This window comes from Pseudoalteromonas sp. APC 3250 (assembly GCF_030407915.1).
GTDB classification, from domain to species: domain Bacteria; phylum Pseudomonadota; class Gammaproteobacteria; order Enterobacterales; family Alteromonadaceae; genus Pseudoalteromonas; species Pseudoalteromonas tetraodonis.
Window position 1 is genome coordinate 15,473 of sequence record NZ_JASDCM010000006.1, and the last position, 23,178, is coordinate 38,650.

At 40.9% G+C, this 23,178-nt stretch carries 16 protein-coding genes and 1 other RNA gene; 6 read left to right on the forward strand and 11 right to left on the reverse strand.

Annotated elements, in window-relative coordinates:
* Positions 1–124: 124 nt before the first annotated feature.
* Complete coding sequence (locus QL986_RS08065; protein ID WP_096038610.1) at positions 125–2,281, reverse strand: exonuclease domain-containing protein; 2,157 nt, start codon at positions 2,279–2,281, stop codon at positions 125–127.
* A gap of 486 nt (positions 2,282–2,767) precedes the next feature.
* On the opposite strand from QL986_RS08065, the gene QL986_RS08070 reads away from it, so the two are divergent.
* The 4 genes from QL986_RS08070 (at position 2,768) to QL986_RS08085 (ending at position 6,475) form a co-directional block, all read left to right on the forward strand.
* Positions 2,768–4,192, forward strand: a complete 1,425-nt coding sequence (locus tag QL986_RS08070) for a sugar porter family MFS transporter (protein ID WP_096038611.1) — start codon at positions 2,768–2,770, stop codon at positions 4,190–4,192.
* A gap of 201 nt (positions 4,193–4,393) precedes the next feature.
* The gene (locus tag QL986_RS08075) at positions 4,394–5,653 is read left to right on the forward strand and encodes an outer membrane protein transport protein (RefSeq protein ID WP_096038612.1); all 1,260 of its coding nucleotides are present in this window, start codon (positions 4,394–4,396) and stop codon (positions 5,651–5,653) included.
* 3 nt (positions 5,654–5,656) lie between these two features.
* Complete coding sequence (locus QL986_RS08080; RefSeq protein WP_076922230.1) at positions 5,657–6,070, forward strand: YeeE/YedE thiosulfate transporter family protein; 414 nt, start codon at positions 5,657–5,659, stop codon at positions 6,068–6,070.
* A 3-nt stretch (positions 6,071–6,073) separates the two neighbouring features.
* Positions 6,074–6,475 (forward strand): DUF6691 family protein, encoded by a 402-nt coding sequence (locus QL986_RS08085; protein WP_076922229.1) that lies wholly within the window; start codon positions 6,074–6,076, stop codon positions 6,473–6,475.
* A gap of 74 nt (positions 6,476–6,549) precedes the next feature.
* On the opposite strand, the gene QL986_RS08090 is transcribed toward QL986_RS08085, so the two are convergent.
* The 3 genes from QL986_RS08090 to QL986_RS08100 form a co-directional block, all read right to left on the reverse strand.
* Positions 6,550–9,306: a hybrid sensor histidine kinase/response regulator gene (locus QL986_RS08090; protein ID WP_096038613.1), complete on the reverse strand. Its 2,757-nt coding sequence runs from the start codon at positions 9,304–9,306 to the stop codon at positions 6,550–6,552.
* A 202-nt stretch (positions 9,307–9,508) separates the two neighbouring features.
* Positions 9,509–9,605: signal recognition particle sRNA small type (gene ffs, locus QL986_RS08095), an RNA gene on the reverse strand.
* 139 nt (positions 9,606–9,744) lie between these two features.
* The gene (locus tag QL986_RS08100) at positions 9,745–10,623 is read right to left on the reverse strand and encodes a DUF3014 domain-containing protein (protein WP_016899296.1); all 879 of its coding nucleotides are present in this window, start codon (positions 10,621–10,623) and stop codon (positions 9,745–9,747) included.
* 346 nt (positions 10,624–10,969) lie between these two features.
* Between QL986_RS08100 and QL986_RS08105 the strand changes: the two genes are divergently transcribed.
* On the forward strand, positions 10,970–12,115 hold the full coding sequence (locus tag QL986_RS08105; RefSeq protein ID WP_290191452.1) for a patatin-like phospholipase family protein: 1,146 nt from the start codon (positions 10,970–10,972) through the stop codon (positions 12,113–12,115).
* Between the two features lie 18 nt (positions 12,116–12,133).
* Here the strand turns inward: QL986_RS08105 and QL986_RS08110 are convergent, their stop codons facing one another.
* Complete coding sequence (locus QL986_RS08110; RefSeq protein ID WP_096038614.1) at positions 12,134–14,107, reverse strand: monovalent cation:proton antiporter-2 (CPA2) family protein; 1,974 nt, start codon at positions 14,105–14,107, stop codon at positions 12,134–12,136.
* Between the two features lie 127 nt (positions 14,108–14,234).
* Here QL986_RS08110 and QL986_RS08115 point away from each other — a divergent pair, with 127 nt between their 5' ends.
* A complete protein-coding gene (locus QL986_RS08115; RefSeq protein ID WP_024601811.1) occupies positions 14,235–15,131 on the forward strand; it encodes a GGDEF domain-containing protein in 897 nt (298 codons plus the stop codon).
* 55 nt (positions 15,132–15,186) lie between these two features.
* On the opposite strand, the gene QL986_RS08120 is transcribed toward QL986_RS08115, so the two are convergent.
* The 6 genes from QL986_RS08120 to lpxB all read right to left on the reverse strand — a co-directional run bounded on the left by QL986_RS08120 (position 15,187) and on the right by lpxB (position 23,161).
* The gene (locus QL986_RS08120) at positions 15,187–15,528 is read right to left on the reverse strand and encodes a hypothetical protein (RefSeq protein WP_008467489.1); all 342 of its coding nucleotides are present in this window, start codon (positions 15,526–15,528) and stop codon (positions 15,187–15,189) included.
* On the reverse strand, positions 15,525–16,835 hold the full coding sequence (tilS, locus tag QL986_RS08125; RefSeq protein ID WP_096038615.1) for a tRNA lysidine(34) synthetase TilS: 1,311 nt from the start codon (positions 16,833–16,835) through the stop codon (positions 15,525–15,527). Before tilS ends, QL986_RS08120 begins: the two co-directional genes overlap by 4 nt.
* A 112-nt stretch (positions 16,836–16,947) precedes the next feature.
* On the reverse strand, positions 16,948–17,904 hold the full coding sequence (gene accA / locus QL986_RS08130) for an acetyl-CoA carboxylase carboxyl transferase subunit alpha (protein WP_008467493.1): 957 nt from the start codon (positions 17,902–17,904) through the stop codon (positions 16,948–16,950).
* 16 nt (positions 17,905–17,920) lie between these two features.
* Positions 17,921–21,412, reverse strand: coding sequence for a DNA polymerase III subunit alpha (dnaE, locus tag QL986_RS08135; RefSeq protein WP_096038616.1), 3,492 nt, complete (start codon positions 21,410–21,412; stop codon positions 17,921–17,923).
* A gap of 2 nt (positions 21,413–21,414) precedes the next feature.
* On the reverse strand, positions 21,415–22,014 hold the full coding sequence (rnhB, locus tag QL986_RS08140) for a ribonuclease HII (RefSeq protein WP_096038617.1): 600 nt from the start codon (positions 22,012–22,014) through the stop codon (positions 21,415–21,417).
* On the reverse strand, positions 22,004–23,161 hold the full coding sequence (gene lpxB, locus QL986_RS08145) for a lipid-A-disaccharide synthase (RefSeq protein ID WP_096038618.1): 1,158 nt from the start codon (positions 23,159–23,161) through the stop codon (positions 22,004–22,006). Before lpxB ends, rnhB begins: the two co-directional genes overlap by 11 nt.
* Between the last annotated feature and the right edge of the window lie 17 nt (positions 23,162–23,178).

Consider the following 23,178-nt stretch of genomic DNA (forward strand, 5'->3'; position numbering starts at 1 on the left):
GATTATTTTTATAAGCGCAGTTTTAATCGCCCATTAAAAATAGATAAACCTATTTTTTAATACCCTGTATTTATACATAAGGTACTTTACTTTACGCACAATGCATTTAACTGACGTAAATCTATCACTGACTGTCCGTTTGCTGAACCAGTAATAATAACTGCGCGGCCGCTTTGGCATCGTCTAATGCACGGTGATGATTGGTTAAGTCTAAATTAAAGTGTGCCGATAAATTACCGAGTGAGTATGACTTTAATCCCTTAAATGCTTTGCGTGATTCAACGACTGTACACAGTTTCGGCATTTTAAAATTAATCCCTATCCTCTCAAGCTCTTTTTTAATAAATCCATAATCAAAATTAACATTATGCGCCACAAAAATACTGCCTGATAATTGATTCAGTAACGGCGCTGCAATCTCGCTAAATATGGGCGCATTGCTTACCATGGCATCGTTAATGCCTGTAAGCGAGGTAATAAAACGCGGGATGGGACGCTCTGGGTTTATCAATGTGGTCCATGTATCAACTATTTCGCCCTGCTTTATTTTAACAATACCAATTTCGGTAATGCGGTTACCGCCTTTGAGGCCTCCTGTAGTTTCAATATCAACTACACTATAAATACGGTTAGGGTCTACATACCACTTCACCGCTGCAATATTGACTTTAAAACCACTGTTTTTTAAATTATCGATGCTCACTAGCTGGTTTCTTTTAAGCTTGTCTCCGGGCGCTTTTACCTCTTCAAAATGAACTGCGCTGTTATCAACAATCATTAAATCGGGGTAACCATCTTTTAATTGTCGATAGTTTTTTGCCATGTTTTTTAAATGGCTTAATAGCGCATTTATCGGGCTGTTTAAAATAAGCATCTCTAATGGCTTTAATACATCTTTGTGCCATCTAAATAAGCCATTTGGTTGCTCATAATACTTCGCTGCATGGTGACACACTAAACGCAGCAATTTGGAGGTACTATTACACGCAGCCAGCCGCGCTTCTATTTGTGAGGATTGATTTAAGTAAAAGGAGTCTGTTTTTAACGCTTGCGGGAAAATATCAAATTCATTGCAGGGGGGGGTTGGGGTTTCAATAAAAAGTTCCTGCCAAAAAACCAGCGCAAATAAGCTTTGCCACAAGGTATTCTCAGTATAAAAAACCTGCTTGCCTTGACGAGTGTAGTGATCACTTACACCTAACTCAACATCGCCACGGTAAAGTTCATCAACTTCTATAATACAGCGTGTACTGGCTAACATTTCACTAAGCCGTGAGCGTGTTTGCTTGTTAAATTTGCGCATTAAAAAGTCATCCGCAAAGTACAGTAACTCATCGGTGAGCGGATTTTCTATAATTTTCTCAAGTTGCGCCTTTACCCATTCTTTATTACCTAAACGGTATTGCTCTCTTATTTGAATTTCTAGTGCGTGCGTATCGTCTTCGCAGGCATTAAGTACATCAAACGCTAATACAGGGTTAGTTGTTTTTAGTTGCTTATAAAGTATGACCAATAACTTATTCTTTAGCTCTCGAGCTATAACCCCTACTGCTAATTCATTAATTAATTGTTTTGCTAGCATCTCATTTTCATTGTCATCTTTCGCGTTTTTAACAGCTAACCGAAAACGGTTTAACACATAGTTAGATTGCGCTTCCTCAATTGAGTCAAAGCGAGACAAACTTTCATTATGCCCTTGCCTAACAGGAGTTACCCCTAAATCTCTTAGTACAAACCGGTTTTGATGATTAACATCACCGGCACTGAGCCTGCCAATATACAAAAATTCAAAATACTCGTAATACTCTTCTCTATTATTGATCACGTACTGATTATACAAATGCGAAAGACGCTCTGGCTTAGATTCAAAAAATGAAATAGCGACTTCAACTAAACAACTTTTAGCAGCACTTTTTTTAAATAATGGTGGCTGCTCTTGTTGAGCTAACAACTCAATTAAGGCCGGCTTTGTTAGATGACTAAGCAGTTGCTTAGCGTCTGTTTGTGAGGGTTCATATACTAATCCGGCTGTTTTTAAATTAAAAAGTGACTGATAAGGCGAAATAATCTCTTCATAATTTAATGACTGAGTTTGCACTAAATAAGGCTTACGAGAATAAATTCGTGCTAGCATGCATTGGCTTTGCTCGTCGAGCGTGTTTATTTTATTAATAAATGTAATGTGCTTTTGCTCAAGTAAATGCATACATTTATCGCTCACAAAGCCTATTAGCTCTTTAAAATGTGCCAAATAATATTTTGCTGGTAACTCTTTTCTCATAAAAACCGCCAATGCTGTATATAAAAACAGTATAATTATTTGAGCGCTTTTAGCAACCCAATTAGGAGTTAATAGCCTTTTAGAATTTAAATTGATTCAATCTCGGGCGCTTTAATTTCAGCGAGGTTTGTTACCTAATAAACTAAGTTAAAACCGAGCACCCTTTTTATACCCTGCACCTTATCTTCACCTGTGTAGATAGCAGAACCCTTCAAGCAGTGCGTGTTTAACATTAACGAAGCGTTAGTACCTATTTACGGGCATTCACATGGCAAAAGATCTATTTTGCTTAAAAACCAAACACACTGCTGAAACTTCAATCTCAAAAGATAAACAGACCCTCGCACAACTCAATTAATTTATTTATGCATACGTATTACTATTGAAATATCTTTTTTAGCGTGATTACTCTGTGCTAAGGTTGCCCGCAAATTATTAGTGGTACTTTAACTTCATTACACATAATAAAAATTAGGATTGAACAACATGACAACACAGCATGCAACTAAAGGTGAGCAAAGCGCAGCGGCAAAGTGCTCACTTTTATACGTTATTTTTATATCGGCTGTTGCCGCCATTGGTGGCTTTTTATTTGGTTTTGATTCAGGCGTTATAAACGGCACTGTATCGGCATTAGGTAATACATTTAACTCAAGCAGTGTAGCAACAGGGTTTAATGTTGCCTCTGTTTTACTTGGTTGTGCGCTGGGTGCTTTAGCTGCTGGCCCATTAGCTGACAAATTTGGCCGTCGCGCTATTATGATTGTCACTGCACTTATATTTGCTATCAGTGCATTTGGCTCTGGTATTGCTGATAGCTCAGCTGAGTTTATTTTTTACCGCTTATTTGGTGGATTAGGTATAGGTGCGGCATCTGTTTTAGCGCCGGCTTATATTGCAGAAGTAGCACCTGCCAGCTTACGCGGCCGTTTAGCAACACTGCAGCAGCTTGCTATTGTGCTGGGTCTGTTTGCTGCCTTTTTAAGTAACTACCTAATTGCTAATGCCGCAGGCGGTGCCGAGGGTATTTTACTGTTAGACTTAGCTGCATGGCGCTGGATGTTTTGGGCTGAACTGGTTCCTGCAGGCTTATTTTTGATTGGCGTACTTTTTATTCCTGAGTCACCGCGTTACTTAGTCGCACAAGGCAAGCTTAAACACGCTAAAACTGTATTTAATAAAATCTCAAATGACGATGCTGATACACAAATCAGTGACGTAAAGCAGTCTCTGAAAAGTGATAAAAAACCAAGTATTCGCGACTTATATATTGATGGCAGTAAAAAAGTACACCCTATTGTTTGGGTGGGTGTGGCCTTGTCAGTGTTTCAACAATTTGTTGGTATTAACGTGGTATTTTATTACGGTTCAGAACTTTGGCAAGCCGCTGGTTTTGATGAATCACAATCACTGTTTATAAACGTGCTTGCGGGTACCACTAATATTTTGTCTACTTTTATTGCCATTGCTTTAGTTGATAAAGTGGGACGTAAGCCATTGTTACTGGTAGGTAGTATAGGTATGTTTATTAGTTTAAGTGCACTTACCTACACCTTTGGCAGTGCAGGCCTTGATGAAGCGGGCAAGTTAGCACTTAGTGAAAATATGGGTACCTTTGCTTTAATAATGGCTAACCTGTTTGTGGTATTTTTTGGTTTAAGCTGGGGCCCAATTGTGTGGGTACTGCTTGGCGAAATGTTTAATAACCGCATCCGTGGTGCAGCGCTTGCAGTTGCTGCTAGTGCGCAGTGGATAGCTAACTTTGCTATTACTATGACCTTCCCTATCATGCTAGGTAGTATTGGTTTAGCAGGCGCCTATGGTTTTTACACTCTCTCAGCGTTTATTAGTGTGTTCTTTGTGGTCAAATACATTAAAGAAACACGCGGCATGAAATTAGAGTCAATGTAATTACTTGGCTGGAGTAAAATAGCGCTTAATAATGCTGTTTTACTCCAGCGTATTTAACCCTCCTTTGTAAGCACTTTCATTACCTGTTCCTCATCCACAAACAATATGCTTTTTTAGTATATATAATCTTTTAAAGTTCTTTTTTGGAATATAAAAAGTTAGCTATTGTTCACCAACTTTTTCTACTTAATCTCAATTTAAATGAAAAAACAGTTACTCTCAGGCCTTGTTTTCACCTCTGCGTTAAGCACATTTAATGTATTTGCAACGAATGGCTATTTTACCCATGGCTACGGTATGACTCACAAAGGCATGGCAGGTGCTGGTGTAGCGTTATCAGAAGAATTAATGTCGGGTGCAAATAACCCGGCTACTTTTTCAGCTAATGGCACGCAAATGTCGGTAGGTATAGAATTATTTGCTCCTGAGCGTAACTACACCGCTGCAAAGGTCGATGAATACTTTCCCAATGCACTGTATTTGGACGCAACCACCAAAAAAAGTGATAACAGCTTATTTGCAATTCCCGAATTTGCTATTGGCCATCAACTAAATGAGCGCATTAATATTGGCCTATTAGTTTACGGTAACGGCGGAATGAACACAGAATATGTGGCTGATTCTGCCCCTCAAGGCACATTTTATGGCGGCACCACTGGTGTTGACTTAAAACAGTTATTTGTCAGCCCAACCATGAGCTATCAATTAAATGAACAAATACGCCTAGGTGTATCTGCTATTTATGTAGTGCAACAATTTGAAGCACAAGGTTTGGCAAATTTTGCCGCCTTTTCGCAAAAGCCAGAGGCGCTGTCTAATAATGGCGTTGATACCAGCACAGGCATTGGAATGCAACTTGGGATCAGCCACATTATTAACTCGTCATTTAGCTGGGGCGCCAGTTACCGTTCATCAGTGTCTATGGATGAATTTGACCGTTACAGCGGCCTGTTTGCAGAGCAAGGCGGGTTTGATTTACCAAGCTCTATTCAGCTCGGTACCGCTTGGCAGTTTTTACCATCGCACCAAGTGGTGTTTGATTGGCAAAAAATAAATTACAGTGAAGTAAAAAGTATCGCCAACCCTATTACTAATTTAATGTCAGCGCCACTAGGGGCTGAAGCCGGAGCAGGCTTTCGTTGGCACGATATGAGTATTTATAAACTGGGTTATCAATGGCAACGCACTGAGCAACAAAAAATTAGGTTTGGTGCTTCTTATACCGAGCAACCCATTCCATCATCTGACATTTTATTTAATATTTTAGCGCCCGGTGTACAAGAATGGCATTTTACAGCAGGCATTAGTCATGCACTTAGTGACGCGGTGCAATTTAACGCAATGGCTTTTTATTCACCTTCTAAAAATGTAGCAGGTGCAAACTATTTAGCGCCTAATCAACAACTATCAATTTCAATGGAACAATCAGGATTGGGTGTATCCCTTGCTTGGAGGATTTAAACGATGACAACCGAATTCACACCACTATCTGGGGCTATTGGCGGTGGTTTAATTGGTCTAGCCTGCGCGTTATTACTGGTTTTATTTGGTAAAGTGGCGGGAATTTCAGGGCTTATAAAATCAATTTTTAATCCACTGGCAGCAGCTTCTCGTTGGAAACTTTGTTTTATGATGGGGTTATTACTAGCAGGTGTATTTATTCAATTATTTGCCCCTGAGCTGTTAGTAGGTGAATTAAGCTTATCCCCTTGGATGATTATTATTGCAGGGCTTTTGGTCGGTGCGGGAACCACGTTAGCGAATGGCTGCACCAGTGGTCACGGCGTGTGTGGTATGTCGCGCTTTTCGGCTCGTTCATGGGTATCAACCTGTACGTTTATGGCAATCGCCATTATCACCGCTAATTTAGTAGGGTAAATCATGCACGCAATTATTACGCTTATTTTAGGGTTTGTATTTGGTTTGGGACTAATTATTAGTGGCATGACCAACCCAGATAAAGTGCTTAACTTTCTCACTTTTAATCAGCAATGGGACGGTAGCTTAATTATTGTTATGGCTGTTGCAATGACCATTATGATGGGCGCATGGTTTTGGCTCACTAAAAAAGGCACGCCGGTGTTTACCGACAAACTAAGCCTTAGCGATTTAAAAAAGGTCGATACGCGGTTAATTACTGGCTCTATTTTATTTGGTTTAGGTTGGGGCTTAAGCGGCGTGTGCCCGGGCCCCGGGCTTGTACAACTGGTATCACTTAAAACAGAGTTTTGGTTATTTTTTGCTTCCGTACTTGGCGGTATGTGGCTGACCAAAAAAGTATAATATGAATTGCCGAGCACGCCTCGGCCACTTAGCATGCTAACCGTGATCTATGCTGTGTGCTCTTCAGCTGCTGCTCAACTGAGTATATTACCAATCACTGTATATAAATCATCGCTATTAAAGGGTTTGGCTATAAAGTCATCCATACCAACAATTAAACAGCGCTGCTTATCTTCTTCATAAGCATTTGCAGTGATCGCCACTATAGGTACTCGTAAGCCGGTTTTAATTTCAGTGGTTCTAATCGCGCGAGTGCATTCATAGCCATCTATGTTCGGCATTTGGCAATCCATTAAAATCAAATCAAACGACTGACTCTTCAATACTTCAAGCGCCTTTAAGCCATCTTCAGCCATTGTTAAACTCACTTTAGTAGGCTCAAGCATTTTTGCAATCACCTGTCGGTTAATCGCATTATCCTCTACCAACAGTATGCGTTTATCCAAAAGATTTGGCTGCGAAGCTGTTTTTTTAGGTAACTTTGAAGGAACGTCTGCTGATTCTGGCGCACTAATACTAAAGGTGAACGTACTACCTTTACCCTCTTCACTGTGTAAATGAATTTCACCGTCCATCATTCTTATTAGCTTTTGAGAAATAGCCAGCCCCAGCCCTGTTCCGCCATACTTACGTGCAACGCCCACATCAGCTTGAGTAAACTCACTAAATAATAATGATTGCTGTGTCTTTGCAATACCAATACCGCTATCTTCAACGCTAACCTGAAGTTTATTATCGCTATAATCGAACGATAACCGCACAAAGCCTTGCTCTGTAAATTTATACGCATTAGAGAGTAAATTAATAATCACCTGATTTAAGCGTAATTCATCAACACTAATGTACAGTGGTAAATTTGTGGTTTGAATTATGCTAAATTCTACTTCTTTAGTACTAACAATCGGCGTAAATAAAGAGCGTATATTTTCGATAAATGGAGCTAGCTGCGTGGGTCTACTATTTAGCTCCATGGCATTTGCTTCAATTTTAGAAAAATCTAAAATATCGTTAAGAATATTAAGCAAATTTTTTGCGCTTTTTTGCTGCGTGAGCAACAACTCTTTTTGTTCATTACTTAAAGACTGATCTCGAAGCAAAACCTCTCCCATACCTAATATTCCATTCATAGGTGTGCGAAGTTCGTGACTCATATTAGCTAAAAATTGTGACTTAGCGATATTTGCTTCATTAGCGAGTTTAACGGCTTGTGTTAGCTCAGTTGTTTGTTCTGCTACTTTATCTGCTAGTTGCTGATTAAATTGACTAAGTTGTTTATTAAGGTCTTCATTTTTTACATTAGAGGCTTGCAAACTTTTGATTGAATGCTGAAGTGCATTGCCCAGCATTTCAAATTGTTGCTGTAATTGCAGTACTTCATACCAACTAGAATCGGTATTAAATACGTGTTTTTTAGTTTTACTAAAGCTGTTGATTAAATTAGTTAACTCTATGATGGGTTTAACCAGCAAATGGGTGAATTTATAAATAAATAATACCACCAGTGCAATGGAAAATAGCCCCAGCAACATAGTGGGCAACCAAGCAGCCACTACCACCAAGCTTAAATATTTACGATTGTAAAGCGATATAACCTGCCAACCTGTGGTGTCGTCAACATACTGATTTGTATGATACACCTCGTTATCATTAGAACGAAAAAGCTGATTACCACTTAAACGTTGGATACTAAGATCCTGCTGTTTAAAATCAGTCAGCACCGTAAACTGACTTAACGAGCTAAATACCACTTTTTTATCGGCATCAAGAATAAGTAAATCCCCTTTATACTCAAATAAATTGGGAATAAACCGCTCTAACTGATCTAGCTTGAGCGACCCCTCAACTACACCATAAAACTCATCATTTTTATAAATGGGAGCCGAAAGCGCAACAATAGGTTGATCGCCTAATCCTCTGCCTTGAAAAACGCCACTGCTGTAGCCTAAGGGGAACTGCTGAGCCTCAGCGAAATAGGGACGATCATTAACATAACGCTGACTCTGACTTAAACCACTGAGCAATTCACTGGGTATACTTTTCTCAACATAACCTTCGGAGCTCGCATACAGACTAGTTGCAAAACCAGGGTATAAAGCCATTAGCCGCTCAAGCTGCTGCTGTATTGGTACTCCGGCACTCATTGCATCACTGGTTATTACCATTGCATTTTTATGAAACAACAAATAGTCACTAAGCTGGGCACTGATCGAGCGTGATTTTTCTTTAAGTTGCGTATTTACTTCGTATTCTAAGCGCGAGTAATGCTGATTAACCAAAAAGACACTGGTGATCAAAACCACCAAAACAATAATGATACTGACAACATAACTTAATATACGGGCCAGAGGCTGCCCTTGATAAGCCCGGCTTGCGTGGGGAACAAACACACTCACTAAGTCGACCAAAGCTAACGCTATCATGGCATTGATAAAGTATTTTGAGGCAGCCACAACAAGCGTGAGCCAAGGCAGGCCTATAACAAAGTGACCCAAAGCCCACACCAGTGGTAAGCCGACTAAAAACCAAAACACTGCGCCTAAAGGAAGTATTGGCTTAGAACGCTTTAAGCAAAAGGTATAAAGCCAAAACAGCTCAAGCACATAAACAATACTGGTCCAGCTATGCCCCCAGCGATAAAATAAAAAACCAGTGACAATAGTTAAACTAAGGAGGGAATAACGAAGCCCAGCAAACACTAAACTGAGTATTACAAACGTCTGACCAAATAAAAATTCAGAGCTATCAAAAAAATACAGAGGTAAAAGGTTAGCGCATCCCCCCAAAAGCCCTAATAATATAGCAAGCGCCCACTTATTCCTCTGAGACGTCATATTGACCCTTAATAGCTTATTAAACACCTGCGGCGTAAAGTATAATCATGAGTTTTAATTATTGCTCACTCATTAGCTATTGTCTATAAAGGTAAAAATTTAGCTAAGTGGGTATGATCTAGAATTAGTGTACGAATAATATAAATAAGAAATATTGAAAAATGGAATTTTAATACACCCAAATGAGGAATTTGGGTGGCAGTCTTACCAGCCACATCTCGGCACACACGTCACAAACTGTGGCTGCTCCCTTCCGGGCCTGACCAGGTTCGCCTGCTAGTGTTGCGAGAGGACCAATAAGACTACCATTGAGGGCCTTGGTTGGCGCAATTGAGATTATCTCTACTTTTACTCTGTTATTCAAGGGATAATCAAAAAAGAAAGTGCGATTGCACACTTCATATACAATCGCAGGGTATTTAGTTATTAAAGCGGTTATTAATTACTCTCTAACTGCGCTTTTATATTACGTAGCGCTGCTTTTACCTTTTTCATGTTCTCTGGGCCCATGCGTAAAAGTTGTTTTTGTGCAGCGGGTAATTGCTCCCACTCAGAAAACGCATACTGATAAGTAACCGAGTCACGCAATAAAGGTAAGCTGCCTTTTGGCTCTGGAGTATCAAGTAGCAAGTCAATGGCATCTTCAAGTGTTTGTGTAAACTCATCATCGCCATAGCCAATTTCAGTGTATGCACTGTTGATTAGCGGTTTATATTCTTCATATAAACGAACAGCTTGTGCGGCACTCATACTTGTTAGTACTTTTACATATGGGGTGTAGCGTTCATAGCTATTAGGATCAATGGTTAAAATATCGCCTTCGTTTACGCTAAAACCTTCTTCTAACTTTACAACTGGGGTATGTTTCTTAGCTACCTTACCTTTTGCTAAGTTATCGATAAACACCACACCACGACGAATAACATCATCGTTTAACACTAGGCTCATTGCCGCATCGCCTAAGTATTCATCTAATTTTGCAACCACGACAGGATCACTGTCATTTAATGTTGGTAAAGGCACAACCTCAGACTCTGGCTCAACGTCTGGGCGCTGTGTTGGCACTGCTAACTCTTCAGGTTTTTCTGGCTTAACCGATGGTGCACCGACCACTGGGTCGTTTTCAGGTTTTAGCTCCATAACGGGTTGCTCTTTTATGGGTTCTTCAACCTGCATAACTGTTTCTGGGGCTTCGCTTGGTTTTAATAATACAAACGCGGCGGCAATAATAATGATTAATAAAATAACCCCTGCGAAGATAAGGTTGTTATTCGGTGGACGTTTTTGAACATCTGATTCTGATGGTTTATCTGACATACGAACTCCATAAATATAAAAATGCGATACCGTTTAGAGTACTCTAAACAGATTTAATTCCTAACTTACACTAATATTCATTAATAAGTAGGGTCTGTTGACCTTTCCGGATTAAAATTTGTTCAGCCCCCTTGGGTAGAGGATGTTTAATTTTTAAGCTACGTTATCACCTATTTTTGGGAAGTAACCACAATACATAGGCTCAGCCTTGCCTAAAAAACAAACACACTACTAAAAATTCAACCTCGAAAGATAAATAGACTCTAACATATCCTTTGATTCTTCTAGCTTAAAGACTTACAGTAAATAAATAAAGTAAAGACAGCGAACAGTTTAAATACCTAACATGAAAATTAAGCAAGTCGATCCTAGTAAACCTAAAATTGCCTTATTACTAACAGGTGGTGGTGCCCGAGCGGCTTATCAAGTGGGTGTTTTGAAAGCGTTGGCGCAAAGTATGCCCAGAACCGCCCCGCTCCCCTTTAGAGTGATAAATGGCACCTCTGCCGGTGCAATTAATTCTGCGGCCTTAGCATGTTACGCCTCATGTATGCATTTAGCGGTAAGAAAACTAGAAACAGTTTGGAAAAACTTTTCAACTTCGATGGTATATAAAAGCGACTTTTTAAGTGTGTTTGGTCATATTACCCGTAATATTTTAACCAGTTTCCAGTCAGAGCATATAAACCATCCACCAGCAAGCTTGTTAAATAACCGACCACTTAGAAAACTGTTAAACGATATACTGGATTTACATCGTATTGAGCGTAATTTACACCGTGACTATTTAGAGGCGCTGTCTATCACTGCATCCAGTTATACTACTGGCGATTCTGTTGCTTTTTTTCAGTCAAATACGCAGCATTCTTGGCAACGAGCCAAGCGCGAAGGACGCGCTACTCGTATCAATGTTGAACACCTAATGGCCTCAAGTGCCATTCCTATGGTGTTTCCAAGTGTGAATATTTATAACTATTACTTTGGCGATGGCTCAATACATCAGCTTTCACCTTTAAGCCCCTCTATTCACTTAGGGGCAAATAAAATATTTATTATTGGGGTTGATCAACCCAAAGAGCCACATCCTCCAGGGTACTCTGCACATTTCCCAGGGCTTTCGGCCGTGGCAGGGCATTTACTCGACAGTGTATTTACCGACACTATGCAATCTGATTTAGAGCGCTTGGACAGAATAAACCGCACACTCGGTTTACTGCCCAATAAGCATAAGCATCAAGAATTGAAACAAATAGATAGCTTTATTATTAATCCATCGCAAAACTTCAATGCCATTGCCGCGCAGTATTACGATGATATGCCTTGGGCGATAAAAGTTTTATTACGTATGATCGGGGTAAAAAAGCGCTCTCAGTCGAGTTTGACCAGCTATTTGTTATTTGAAAAACGCTACACCCAGCATTTAATTCAAATCGGATACGACGATGGTATGAAACAACTCCCTGAAATCAGAAAGTTCTTAGAGCTAGAGTAAGTTTTTTTGCTTGATGGGCTACTCTATACCATCAAGTAAATAATGCTCAACACGTTCTACACGCCGTGGTTTACCTTGCAGCACTAGAATATCATTAGCATACAATATTGTGTGTTCTTGTGGTGTGTCTATTTCTTCGCCCTCGCGGCGAAGCGCCTTAATTAGCACTTTTCTTTTTGCTAAATTGAGTTCGCTAATTGCTTTATTAACCGCAAATGCTTTATCTGGTAAGGCTATTACATGTAAATACTCTAAACGCTCTGGCAAGTTGGTATCGCTGTCAATATTTTCGCCGGCAAAAAAGCTTTGCAATAATTTATAACGGTTTCGTCGCTCACTACTAACACGGCGAATAATACGGCTCATTGGCACACCAGACATTGACAAAGCATGCGACACCAACATTAAGCTTGCTTCAAGCGCCTCAGGCACAACCTCAGTAACCCCTAGCGCTTTTAAGCGCTCTAACTGACTATCATCACGGGTTCTTATGAGTATTTTAACCTTAGGTGCAACCTGTTTAATGGCATTAATGACTATTTGAGTTTGTTGAAATTCGGTAAAAGTAATAATGACTAGTCGCGCTCGCTCTACCCCCGCACACTTTAAAATATCTTTTTGCTCAACATGACCAAATATTAAAGGCTCGCCCGCCGCTTTTCCTTCTTGTACTAAAATGGGGTCGCTCTCTATTGCCACATAATCAATTGCCTCTGGGGATAAAAAGCGGGCAATAGTTTGTCCTACTCGAGAAAAACCGCATATCACCACATGGTTATGATAAAGAGTGCTACTTTGAAGCTCGTCTTCAAAGGCAAACTTTGCGCGCTCTAACATGCCTAGTCGTTTCAAAATAAAAGGGGTTTTATCAATTAAATAGGGCGTAAGCGCCATAGAAATTACGCCCATGGCAATTAAAAATGATACTTGCTCAACGCTCAGCAAGTTATGCTGTGCAGCGAGTGCAATTAACACAAAGCCAAACTCACCCATTTGCCACAACATTATAGCGCACGCTAACGCATCTTGTTTTCGCTCTCCCATAAATAAAGAAGATAACATCACTACGGCAATTTTTAAGATTAAGATGCCCATCAAGGCAACAATAATAATACCCGCATGATCAACAACAAAACCAATGTCTAACTGCATCCCCACGGTTACAAAAAATAACCCCATGAGAATATCGCGAAACGGGCGAATATCGGCCTCTAATTGATGACGATAGTGGCTCTCCCCTAGCATCATGCCTGCTAAAAAAGCCCCTAATGCCATCGATAAACCAAAAGAGTATGTGAGTAACCCTGCAAACAAAGACACCAATAACGTGGTTAATACAAACAGCTCATCGCTTCGTGCTAGTGCCACTTCTTTAAACACCTTGGGCAAAACCCACTTGCCAATAGCCCATAGCAATACACACACAAACGCGCCTTTAGTCAGCGCAAACAGTAATGCCCAACCAATACTATTGGGATCACTGCTGGCAAATAATGGCAAAATAATGAGTAACGGCACAACCGCAATGTCTTGAAATAGTAAAACACCGATTGCCAATTGCCCTCGGCGTTTATTTAAATCACCACTCTCTTTTAATAATTTAGCAACCACCGCCGTAGAGGAGAGCATAATAATAATGCCGATGGTAAAACTAGTTAATAAACTAAAATTTAATAAATAAAGGATTAAAATAAGCAAGATACTGCTGACTATGACTTGCAATGAGCCTAAGCCAAATACGATATTTCGCATTGCCATTAAGCGCGATACAGAAAACTCCAGCCCTAAACTAAATAACAAAAACACAATACCCAGCTCAGCAATAAAGTCCATTTCATGGCTTTGTGCCATCCAACCAACGCCATGGCCACCAGCTAGTAAACCTACCGCTAAATAAGCTAATACAGGGGGAAGCCCTATTCGCTTAAATAGCCATACAAATAGAACCGCAGCAACTAAAAGTCCAAAAACCTGAGCATTAATATTTTGCAATGCAATCCTTATAAGCAATCAATGGAATGTAACTTAACTATAGCAACCGTATAAGTTTCAGCCAGAATGTAAATATGGCATATAACCTGCTTAGTTATAAAAAGTAATACTATAGGGGGAAGAAATAGTGGAAAACGTTCATATTTTGACACAACGTATCTCTGGTCGCGGCGAATTTTTGCCGTTCTCAGCAGAGCAATATAATAGCAATACACCGACAGCACTGCATGAGCTAGCAGCTAAACTGCAAACGAGCTTAGTTTTAGAAGATATTTTAGGAACGTTTGCAAATTTTGCAAGACAACTGCTTAATTTTTCTGGTGTGCATTTTAAAGCAACAAGTATTGATGTAAAAACACCCAATAGTGATGTTGAAAATCCAGCGTACTCGTTTGATTTAAAAGTTGAAAATGAGTACTTAGGCACATTAACTTATTATACAAAGTATCCGCTTAGTGCGGCTATTGAGAAAAAGCTACAACACTTTCATAGTGTACTAATTTATCCATTGCGTAATGCGCTTATGTATAACCGTGTATTAAGGTTAGCCACAAAAGATTCATTAACCGGATTAAACAACCGTAGTCAATTTAATGACATGTTGCTACAAAAGCTTGAAAATCATCGACGTAACGGTCATTCGTTTAGTTTAATGCTGCTTGATTTAGATAATTTTAAGCAAGTAAATGACAACTATGGTCACAAAATTGGCGATGACGTTTTAATCGAGTTTGCTGCGGTTTTATCTAGTAGTATTAGGGGGACTGATTCGGTATTTCGCTTTGGTGGCGATGAGTTTTCAATATTAATCGAAGACCCGGCTTTTACCACCAATAAAGTGGTGGCTGAACGTATTATGCGTTTAGTCAGAAACTCACCGATTATGTCTAAATACAACGTCACAGCCAGTATTGGTTTTACGCTGACTAATAGCGACGATTGCCAGAACGAGATATTTTCTCGCGCAGATAAAGGCTTATATAAAGCAAAAGCATCTGGGCGAAACTGCGCAAAAGCCTATTAAGTAATAAAAACATTATTTTTAAAAAGCCTAGCCTCCCCCGCTGGGCTTTTTTACGCTACTTTTTTAATATCACGTGCTTATAAATGAGCAACATGGCGCAAAAGCCAAAAAAGAAGCCACTGAGTAAATTAAGCAATGCGGCAATTGTCGCAAGCGGTGTAAAAAGCACTAACAGTAAGGGCATACTCACCCCTAAAATGAAAAATACGCCCCCTTTACCTAACCAATAGGCAAGTAAAATGGCGGCACATACCATACCGCCCAACACAGCGTAGCCTAATGTAATTATATTAAGGGTTAAAAATACATTCGCTAAAACCGCAATCAATAGCGTAATTAATATGCCAGTAGGTGCCTTATTTATAAGCGACAGCCCAACATGAGGTTGTTGACTCATGATTTATACTCCCAAATAACTCCATTCTCATCTTTATGGTTATCACTAACAAAATAACCAACCACTTGAACTAGCTCATCATTGTAAAAAATTAATGGAATATGAGCACGCAGCCAAGGGGCTACTTTTGCATCTTTAAACCAATGTTTAAGACTATTACTGCCTGGTTTTTTGAGTGGTTTAATACGCGCACTATTACAGTTAAAACGAACACTGACTTGTTCATCAAGTTTAGGGGCGCGTATACCCACTCCCTGCAGGCATTGTAGTATTTGTCCGTCATTCAGCACTAATTCGTGATTTGTTACGCGTTCAATATTAACGGCTAAAGGCGTCGGTTGCACAAAATACAGATAACCTTGATGACGGCGTATTTGTCCATCGCTTAGCTCAATAACCATTTGCGCATCAGCTTTGGCATGAATAGCCTGACTCATTATTTGCATTAACTGTTTTTGCGAAGGCATGGTATGAGTAAATAAAGCCAGCCATGCGCGCAGAAGATTCGCAATGCGAATAGCGCTGTAATGAGCCATATTTTGTATATTAAGCGCCTGATGTTGGTTAATACACTGTGCGAGATCTTGCTGGGTATATTCATCAAGCAGTGCTTGTTGCTGTTGTAATAATTCTATACTACGGGCTGTACACTGCTCAAACCCAGTAAAACGCTCAGCCAACTTAGGCACGATTTGTTGACGCAAAAAATTACGATCAAAGCGTTCATTGGAGTTTGACTCATCAGTAATATGGCTAATATTAAATTGCTGAGCAAACGCTTCTATGTCGCTGCGTTTTACCCCAAGTAATGGCCTGTAGCACTCACGGCCACTTTCAAGCACGCGAGTTTGCTGCATAGCGCCGAGCCCTTTTAAGCCTGAGCCGCGCTTTAAACGAAGTAGAAATGTCTCTACTTGGTCGTTTAAATGCTGGCCTAACAAAATGACACTATCACTTGGGCTGTGTTCATCAAGCGCTTGATAACGCGCTTCGCGAGCCTGCGCTTCAATACTGGTGCGCGATTTCGGCTCAATAATGACGTTTGCCGCCTTAAAATCAATTGAAAGCTGCTCACAGCGTGCATGGCAAAATTGCCGCCAGTGATGGGCGTTATCACTTAAGCCATGATTGACATAAATTGCACTTAAATCTAATTGCGGGCACTGCTGTTTTAACGCATGCATTACCTGCAACAGCACCACCGAGTCTACCCCACCAGATAAGGCTACTGTAAATGTGAATTGCCCATTTTCTAAGTAGTGATTAAGGGATTTTTTTACCTGCAGATAAATAGGTGTTTTGTGCATTAATATACCCAATGAGTAAATTGCTAATAACCCGAACAATAAAGGCTCTACGTTACGGTATTTTAAAACAAAAAAAGCCGCATAGGCGGCTTTTTTCTATATTTAGCTATTTTTAACAATAACCAAACGACATTAAACGCTTGTAACGTTGGTCAAGCATCTCTTCAAGCGATAACGCTTGTAGGTCTGCTAAATCTCGCTTAAGGCGTACTTTTAAGTTACGTGCCATCGCATCATAATTACGGTGCGCGCCGCCTAGAGGCTCTTCAACTAAATTATTAATTAAATCTAGCTCTTTAACACGCTCTGCTGTTACACCCATTGCCTCTGCAGCCAATGGTGCTTTGTCAGCACTTTTCCATAAAATAGAGGCACAACCCTCTGGTGAAATAACCGAGTAAGTGCTGTATTGCAACATGTTTACTCTGTCGCCCACACCAATGGCTAATGCACCACCTGAACCACCTTCACCAATAACAGTACAAATTGTTGGTACTTTAAGTGCGGCCATTACTTTTAGGTTACGTGCAATTGCTTCAGACTGACCACGCTCTTCAGCGCCAACACCAGGGTATGCACCTGGGGTGTCGATAAAGGTCATGATTGGCATTTTAAAACGCTCTGCCATTTCCATTAAGCGCAATGCTTTACGGTAACCTTCAGGTTTTGGCATGCCAAAATTACGTTTGATTTTTTCAGCAGTACCACGGCCTTTTTGCTGACCGATCACCATTACTGGCTCACCATCTAAACGGGCTACGCCGCCTAAAATGGCAGGGTCGTTAGCAAACGTGCGATCACCCGCAAATTCGTCAAATTCCGTAAAAATACGCTCGATATAATCTCGAGTATAAGGACGCAACGGATGACGTGCTAACTGTGATACTTGCCAAGCGCCTAGTTCAGAGAAAATTTTCTCCTTCATTTGTGCGCTCTTTTCTTTAAGTTTACTGACTTCCTCTTCTAATCCAAGGTCTAATTCGCCAGCGCGGCTTACATTTTGTAATTCTTCAATTTTTGCTTCTAATTCTGCAATTGGAAGCTCAAAATCAAGATAATTGAGGCTCATGCTCTAAACTACCTAATTAGTTAAATTCTAGTTCTACATTTTGCGCTGCCATCAGCGATAACTTATGAATTAAGTCGTCACTTGGCGTAACACACCATTCGATCCCTAGGGTTAATTGCACCAACGCATCGGGGCGTTGATAATATACCTTGATCGGACACGTTCCCATTTTGTATGGTTCGAGTACTTTTTGTAATTTATCGAAGAAACCAGCCTCGATCTGCACCATATTCAGCGTCATCTTAATCGCTTTTATACGCTTTTCACGCGCCTGAGCAATGGTGTTTATTTCTCTGGCGGTCATTGTAATACCACCAGAGAAGTTATCAAAGCTGACCTGTCCGGATATCACCAAAATATTGTTGATTTGCAACATATCTTGGTACATTTCAAACTGTTCTGGAAACAAGCGTACATCAATTCGGGCGCTTTTGTCATCTAAAGTTATCAGCCCCCAACGATTTCCTTTTTTATTAATTAAGGTTCTCGCTGCAATCACTAAACCTGCTCCGGTTGAGACTACATCACGATTAGTTGGTTGTAAGTCGATGAGTCGCCCACTGGTATAATGCCCAAGCTCTCGTCGATACTGGTTTATAGGATGTCCGGTTAAATAAAGGCCTAGGGTGTCTTTTTCGCCATCAAGCCACTGATTATCCGTAAGCGGTGTTGCTTTTATAAACGCTTGCTCTACTTCATCAGGCTCTGTAGCCAATAAACCAAATAAATCACTTTGCCCTAATAATTCAGCTTTGTTGTGCTGATCGGCTGCGCGCATCGCATCTTTTAAGCTGGCTAATAGTGTTGCTCGCCCTGGCTGAGTTTTTTCAGGCCCTAGTTGGTCTAATGCGCCTGCATAAATTAATTTCTCGGTAACGCGTTTATTTAAGCGTTTTAAATCAACACGCGCACAAAAATCAAATAGGTCTTTAAATGAGCCGCCTTTTGCTCGCGCCTCTAATATGGCATCAACCGGCGCTTCACCTACGCCTTTAATTGCCCCTATGCCGTAAACAATTTCACCTTGAAGGTTAACAGTAAACTTGTATTCACCCGCGTTTACATCGGGCGGTAACAAAGTGAGTTTCATGTTTTCACACTCATCCACCAGCGTTACTATTTTGTCGGTGTTATCCATATCAGCCGACATTACCGCCGCCATAAACTCGGCCGGATAATGCGTTTTCATCCACAGCGTTTGATACGATACTAATGCATAAGCTGCTGAGTGAGATTTGTTAAAACCGTAACCCGCAAACTTTTCAACCAAGTCAAATATTTTTATTGCCAGTTCGCCGTCAATACCGTTGTTACGTGCGCCTTCTTCAAAGGTTGAGCGCTGTTTTGCCATTTCTTCAGGCTTTTTCTTACCCATAGCACGACGTAACATATCAGCGCCACCCAGTGTATAACCGGCCAGCACCTGCGCTATTTGCATAACTTGTTCTTGATACAAAATAATGCCGTATGTCGGCTCAAGAATCGGCTTTAAACTTTCGTGTTGGTATTGCGCATCGGGGTATGAGATTTCTTCTCTGCCGAGCTTTCGGTCGATGAAGTTATCTACCATGCCTGATTGCAGTGGACCTGGGCGGAACAAGGCCACTAGGGCTATCATATCTTCAAAGCAATCGGGCTTTAATCGGCGGACTAGGTCTTTCATGCCGCGTGATTCTAGCTGGAATACCGCGGTGGTTTCAGCGCGCAGCAGTAACTCTATACTTTTTTTATCATCCAATGGAATGGTGTTGATATCGACCGGCTGTTTGCCTTCACGCTTTAAGCGCTCATTGGTCATATCCAGCGCCCACTGTAATATGGTGAGCGTACGTAAGCCTAAAAAGTCAAACTTAACTAAACCGGCGGTTTCTACATCGTTTTTATCAAACTGGGTAACAGGAAACTTGCCTTCGTCATCGCAATAGAGCGCCGCAAAATCGGTAATGGTGGTCGGCGATATTACAACCCCCCCGGCATGTTTACCGGCATTACGCGTACAGCCCTCAAGAATACGACACATGTCGATTAAGTCTTTAACTTCTTCATCGCCGTCGTAGGCTTCTTGCAAACGGGGTTCTACGTCAAATGCTTTAGCCAGTGTCATCCCAGGGTCGCCCGGAATAAGCTTAGAAATACGATCGACAAACCCATACGGATGACCAAGTACCCGGCCTACATCGCGTATTACCGCTTTTGCTGCCATAGTACCAAAGGTAATAATTTGCGATACCGCGTCACGGCCATACAAGGCCGATACATGATCAATTACTTCATCACGCCTATCCATGCAAAAGTCGACGTCAAAGTCGGGCATAGAAACACGTTCAGGGTTTAAGAATCGCTCGAAGAGTAGGTCAAATTCGAGCGGATCAAGGTCGGTAATTTTGAGGGCATAAGCCACTAATGAACCCGCACCTGAACCACGCCCTGGGCCTACTGGAATATTGTTATCTTTACTCCACTGAATAAACTCCATTACGATCAAGAAGTAACCAGGGAATCCCATTTGGTTAATTACATCAAGTTCTATTTTTAAACGTTCATCGTATTCGCCACGTTTTTCTTGACGTTCTTGCTCGTCAGGAAATAAAAACTGTAATCGTTCTTCAAGGCCGTCTTGTGACACTTTAACCAAAAACTCATCAATTTTTAGTGAGCCCGTCGGGTAATCTGGTAGGAAATACTCACCTAATTGCACGGTTACATTACAGCGCTTTGCAATTTCTACGGTATTTTGTAGCGCTTCTGGAATATCACTAAATAGCTCTGCCATTTGTTCTGGCGTTTTTAGGTATTGCTCTTGTGAAAAACGCTTTGGTCGGCGTTTATCATCTAGAGTGTAACCATCAAAAATAGCCACACGAATTTCATGGGCTTCAAAGTTTTCAGGTTTTAAAAATACCACTTCATTGGTGGCCACTACTGGCAATTGCTCATTTGTTGCAAGCTCCACCGCCATGTGCAAATAATTTTCTTCTTGAGCACGGTTGGTACGAATAAGCTCTATATAATAATGATCGCTAAAATGCTGTTTATAAAAACTGACCACCGACTCAACAATAGCGGGGTTACCTTTTATTAAGGCTTTTCCTAAATCGCCATCTTTGGCGCCCGAGAGTATGATAAGCCCCTCTTTTAAATCAACTAACCACTCACGGTCAATGACAGGGCGATGAAAAACATGGCCACGTTGATAGGCTTTAGAGATCAATAAAGTAATATTTTTATAGCCAATGTTATCTTTGGCTAATAATGTTAATCGGCTTGGTTCGTCGGGGAATTCTGGGCTACGTACCCAAAAATCCGCACCAACAATCGGCTTAATACCCGCATTATGCGCTGCGCCATAAAAACGCACCAGACCACAAAAGTTCATTTGATCGGTAATTGCCAACGCTGGCATTTCAAGCTCTTGTGCTTTAGCGACGATTGGTTTGGTTTTTGCCAAACCATCAACCATTGAAAAGTCTGAGTGAACTCTTAGATGAACAAATTCAGGAGCCGCCATAATTACTCCTTACCCGAAAGCGCAAGCACACGCTGCACAGGTTTAAAGCTCTTGCGATGCTCATCTATCGCACCGTATTGTTCAAGCGCTGCAAAATGTGCCTTAGTTGGATACCCCTTATGCCCTGCAAACCCATATTGTGGGTAGCGTGCATCAAGTTCAATCATTTCATCATCCCGGGCAACTTTTGCTAAAATAGACGCGGCTGATATTTCAGCAACTAGGCTATCGCCTTTTACCACCGCTTGTGCGGGCATGGCTAATTTAGGAAGGCGGTTTCCATCTACAAACACAAATTCAGGCACTGTGTTAAGTGCTTCCACCGCGCGGCTCATAGCAAGCATAGTGGCTTGTAATATATTTAACTCATCTATTTCACTGGGGCTACAACGGCCAATGGCGTAACACAGTGCTTTTTCTTTTATTTCGATGGCTAATAATTGGCGCTTTTTATCGGTTAATTTTTTAGAGTCGGCAAGGCCAGCAATCGGTTTAGCGGGATTTAAAATAACAGCGGCTGTAACCACATCACCCACCAGCGGTCCACGACCAACTTCATCCACACCGGCTATTAAGGTTACATTGGGTCGTTCAATTTGCATCTATTAACTCCGCCACTGCATTTGCAGCTTGTTTACTTGCATCTAATCTAATTTTTTCATGTATGGCTAAAAAGCGTGCTTTTAATTCTTTATTATCGCTATTGAGTATAGGGGTAAGTGCTGCTGTTAAGTTAGCGACATTACACTCACTTTGTAAAAACTCTGGTACTAACTCTTCATCTGCCAATAAATTGGGTAGCGAAAAATATTTAATATTAAAGGTAAATAAGGTTTTAAAAATCCAGTAACTCATGGGTTTAATTTTATAACCAACCACCATTGGCTTTTTATATAACATGCCCTCAAGCGTTGCTGTACCTGATGCAAGCAATATAGCATCGGCGGCTTGCATGGCTAAATTTGATTGCCCATCCAGTAAGTTAACATTAAGTGAGGGCGCTGTGGCATTTAAAATAGCAATAAACTGCGCTTTGCGCTTTTCGTTCACCAGTGGCACCACGACTTTTAATGCAGGGTTCTGCGCTTGTAACTGCGTCGCTGTTTTTATGTAAGTTTCGCTTAACAAGCCCACTTCTGAGCCCCGGCTCCCGGGCAATAACGCTAACACCTTATCATCAGCACTTAAGCCTAGTTGGCTGCGGGCTTGGCTATCGTCGTGCTTAAGTGCAATGTCGTCAGCTAATGTATGGCCTACAAAAGTACACGGTACTTGGTGTTTGTCGTAAAATTCTTTTTCAAAAGGCAATAAAGCCAATACTAAGTTAGTTGCTGCACTTATAGTGTGAATACGTTTTTCACGCCACGCCCACACTGAAGGGCTTACGTATTGCACGGTTTTGATGCCTGCATCTTTTAACGGTTTTTCTACACGTAAATTAAAGTCCGGCGCATCAATACCAATAAATACATCAGGAGGGTTATTAACAAAGTGCTGCACGAGTTGTTTGCGGATTTTTAGCAAGCGCGGTAAACGGCCTAGGACTTCAACCAAGCCCATAACCGACAACTCATCCATATCAAACAGCGTTTTGCAGCCTTGAGCTTGCATTTTAGGGCCTGCAATACCTTCAAAAGTGGCATCAGGAAAGTGTATTTTAAGCGCTTTTATGAGCCCTTCACCTAAAATATCGCCCGACAGTTCACCTGCCACAATACCAATTCGTAGTTGTTTTTTATCTTTTTTCATTTGCTATTTTTTCACAA

Coding starts and splice junctions, on each gene's coding strand:
- QL986_RS08065 (WP_096038610.1), bottom strand. CDS start 2,281: ATGAGAAAAGAGTTACCAGCAAAATATTATTTGGCACATTTTAAAGAG.
- QL986_RS08070 (WP_096038611.1), top strand. CDS start 2,768: ATGACAACACAGCATGCAACTAAAGGTGAGCAAAGCGCAGCGGCAAAG.
- QL986_RS08075 (WP_096038612.1), top strand. CDS start 4,394: ATGAAAAAACAGTTACTCTCAGGCCTTGTTTTCACCTCTGCGTTAAGC.
- QL986_RS08080 (WP_076922230.1), top strand. CDS start 5,657: ATGACAACCGAATTCACACCACTATCTGGGGCTATTGGCGGTGGTTTA.
- QL986_RS08085 (WP_076922229.1), top strand. CDS start 6,074: ATGCACGCAATTATTACGCTTATTTTAGGGTTTGTATTTGGTTTGGGA.
- QL986_RS08090 (WP_096038613.1), bottom strand. CDS start 9,306: ATGACGTCTCAGAGGAATAAGTGGGCGCTTGCTATATTATTAGGGCTT.
- QL986_RS08100 (WP_016899296.1), bottom strand. CDS start 10,623: ATGTCAGATAAACCATCAGAATCAGATGTTCAAAAACGTCCACCGAAT.
- QL986_RS08105 (WP_290191452.1), top strand. CDS start 10,970: ATGAAAATTAAGCAAGTCGATCCTAGTAAACCTAAAATTGCCTTATTA.
- QL986_RS08120 (WP_008467489.1), bottom strand. CDS start 15,528: ATGAGTCAACAACCTCATGTTGGGCTGTCGCTTATAAATAAGGCACCT.
- tilS (WP_096038615.1), bottom strand. CDS start 16,835: ATGCACAAAACACCTATTTATCTGCAGGTAAAAAAATCCCTTAATCAC.
- accA (WP_008467493.1), bottom strand. CDS start 17,904: ATGAGCCTCAATTATCTTGATTTTGAGCTTCCAATTGCAGAATTAGAA.
- dnaE (WP_096038616.1), bottom strand. CDS start 21,412: ATGGCGGCTCCTGAATTTGTTCATCTAAGAGTTCACTCAGACTTTTCA.
- rnhB (WP_096038617.1), bottom strand. CDS start 22,014: ATGCAAATTGAACGACCCAATGTAACCTTAATAGCCGGTGTGGATGAA.
- lpxB (WP_096038618.1), bottom strand. CDS start 23,161: ATGAAAAAAGATAAAAAACAACTACGAATTGGTATTGTGGCAGGTGAA.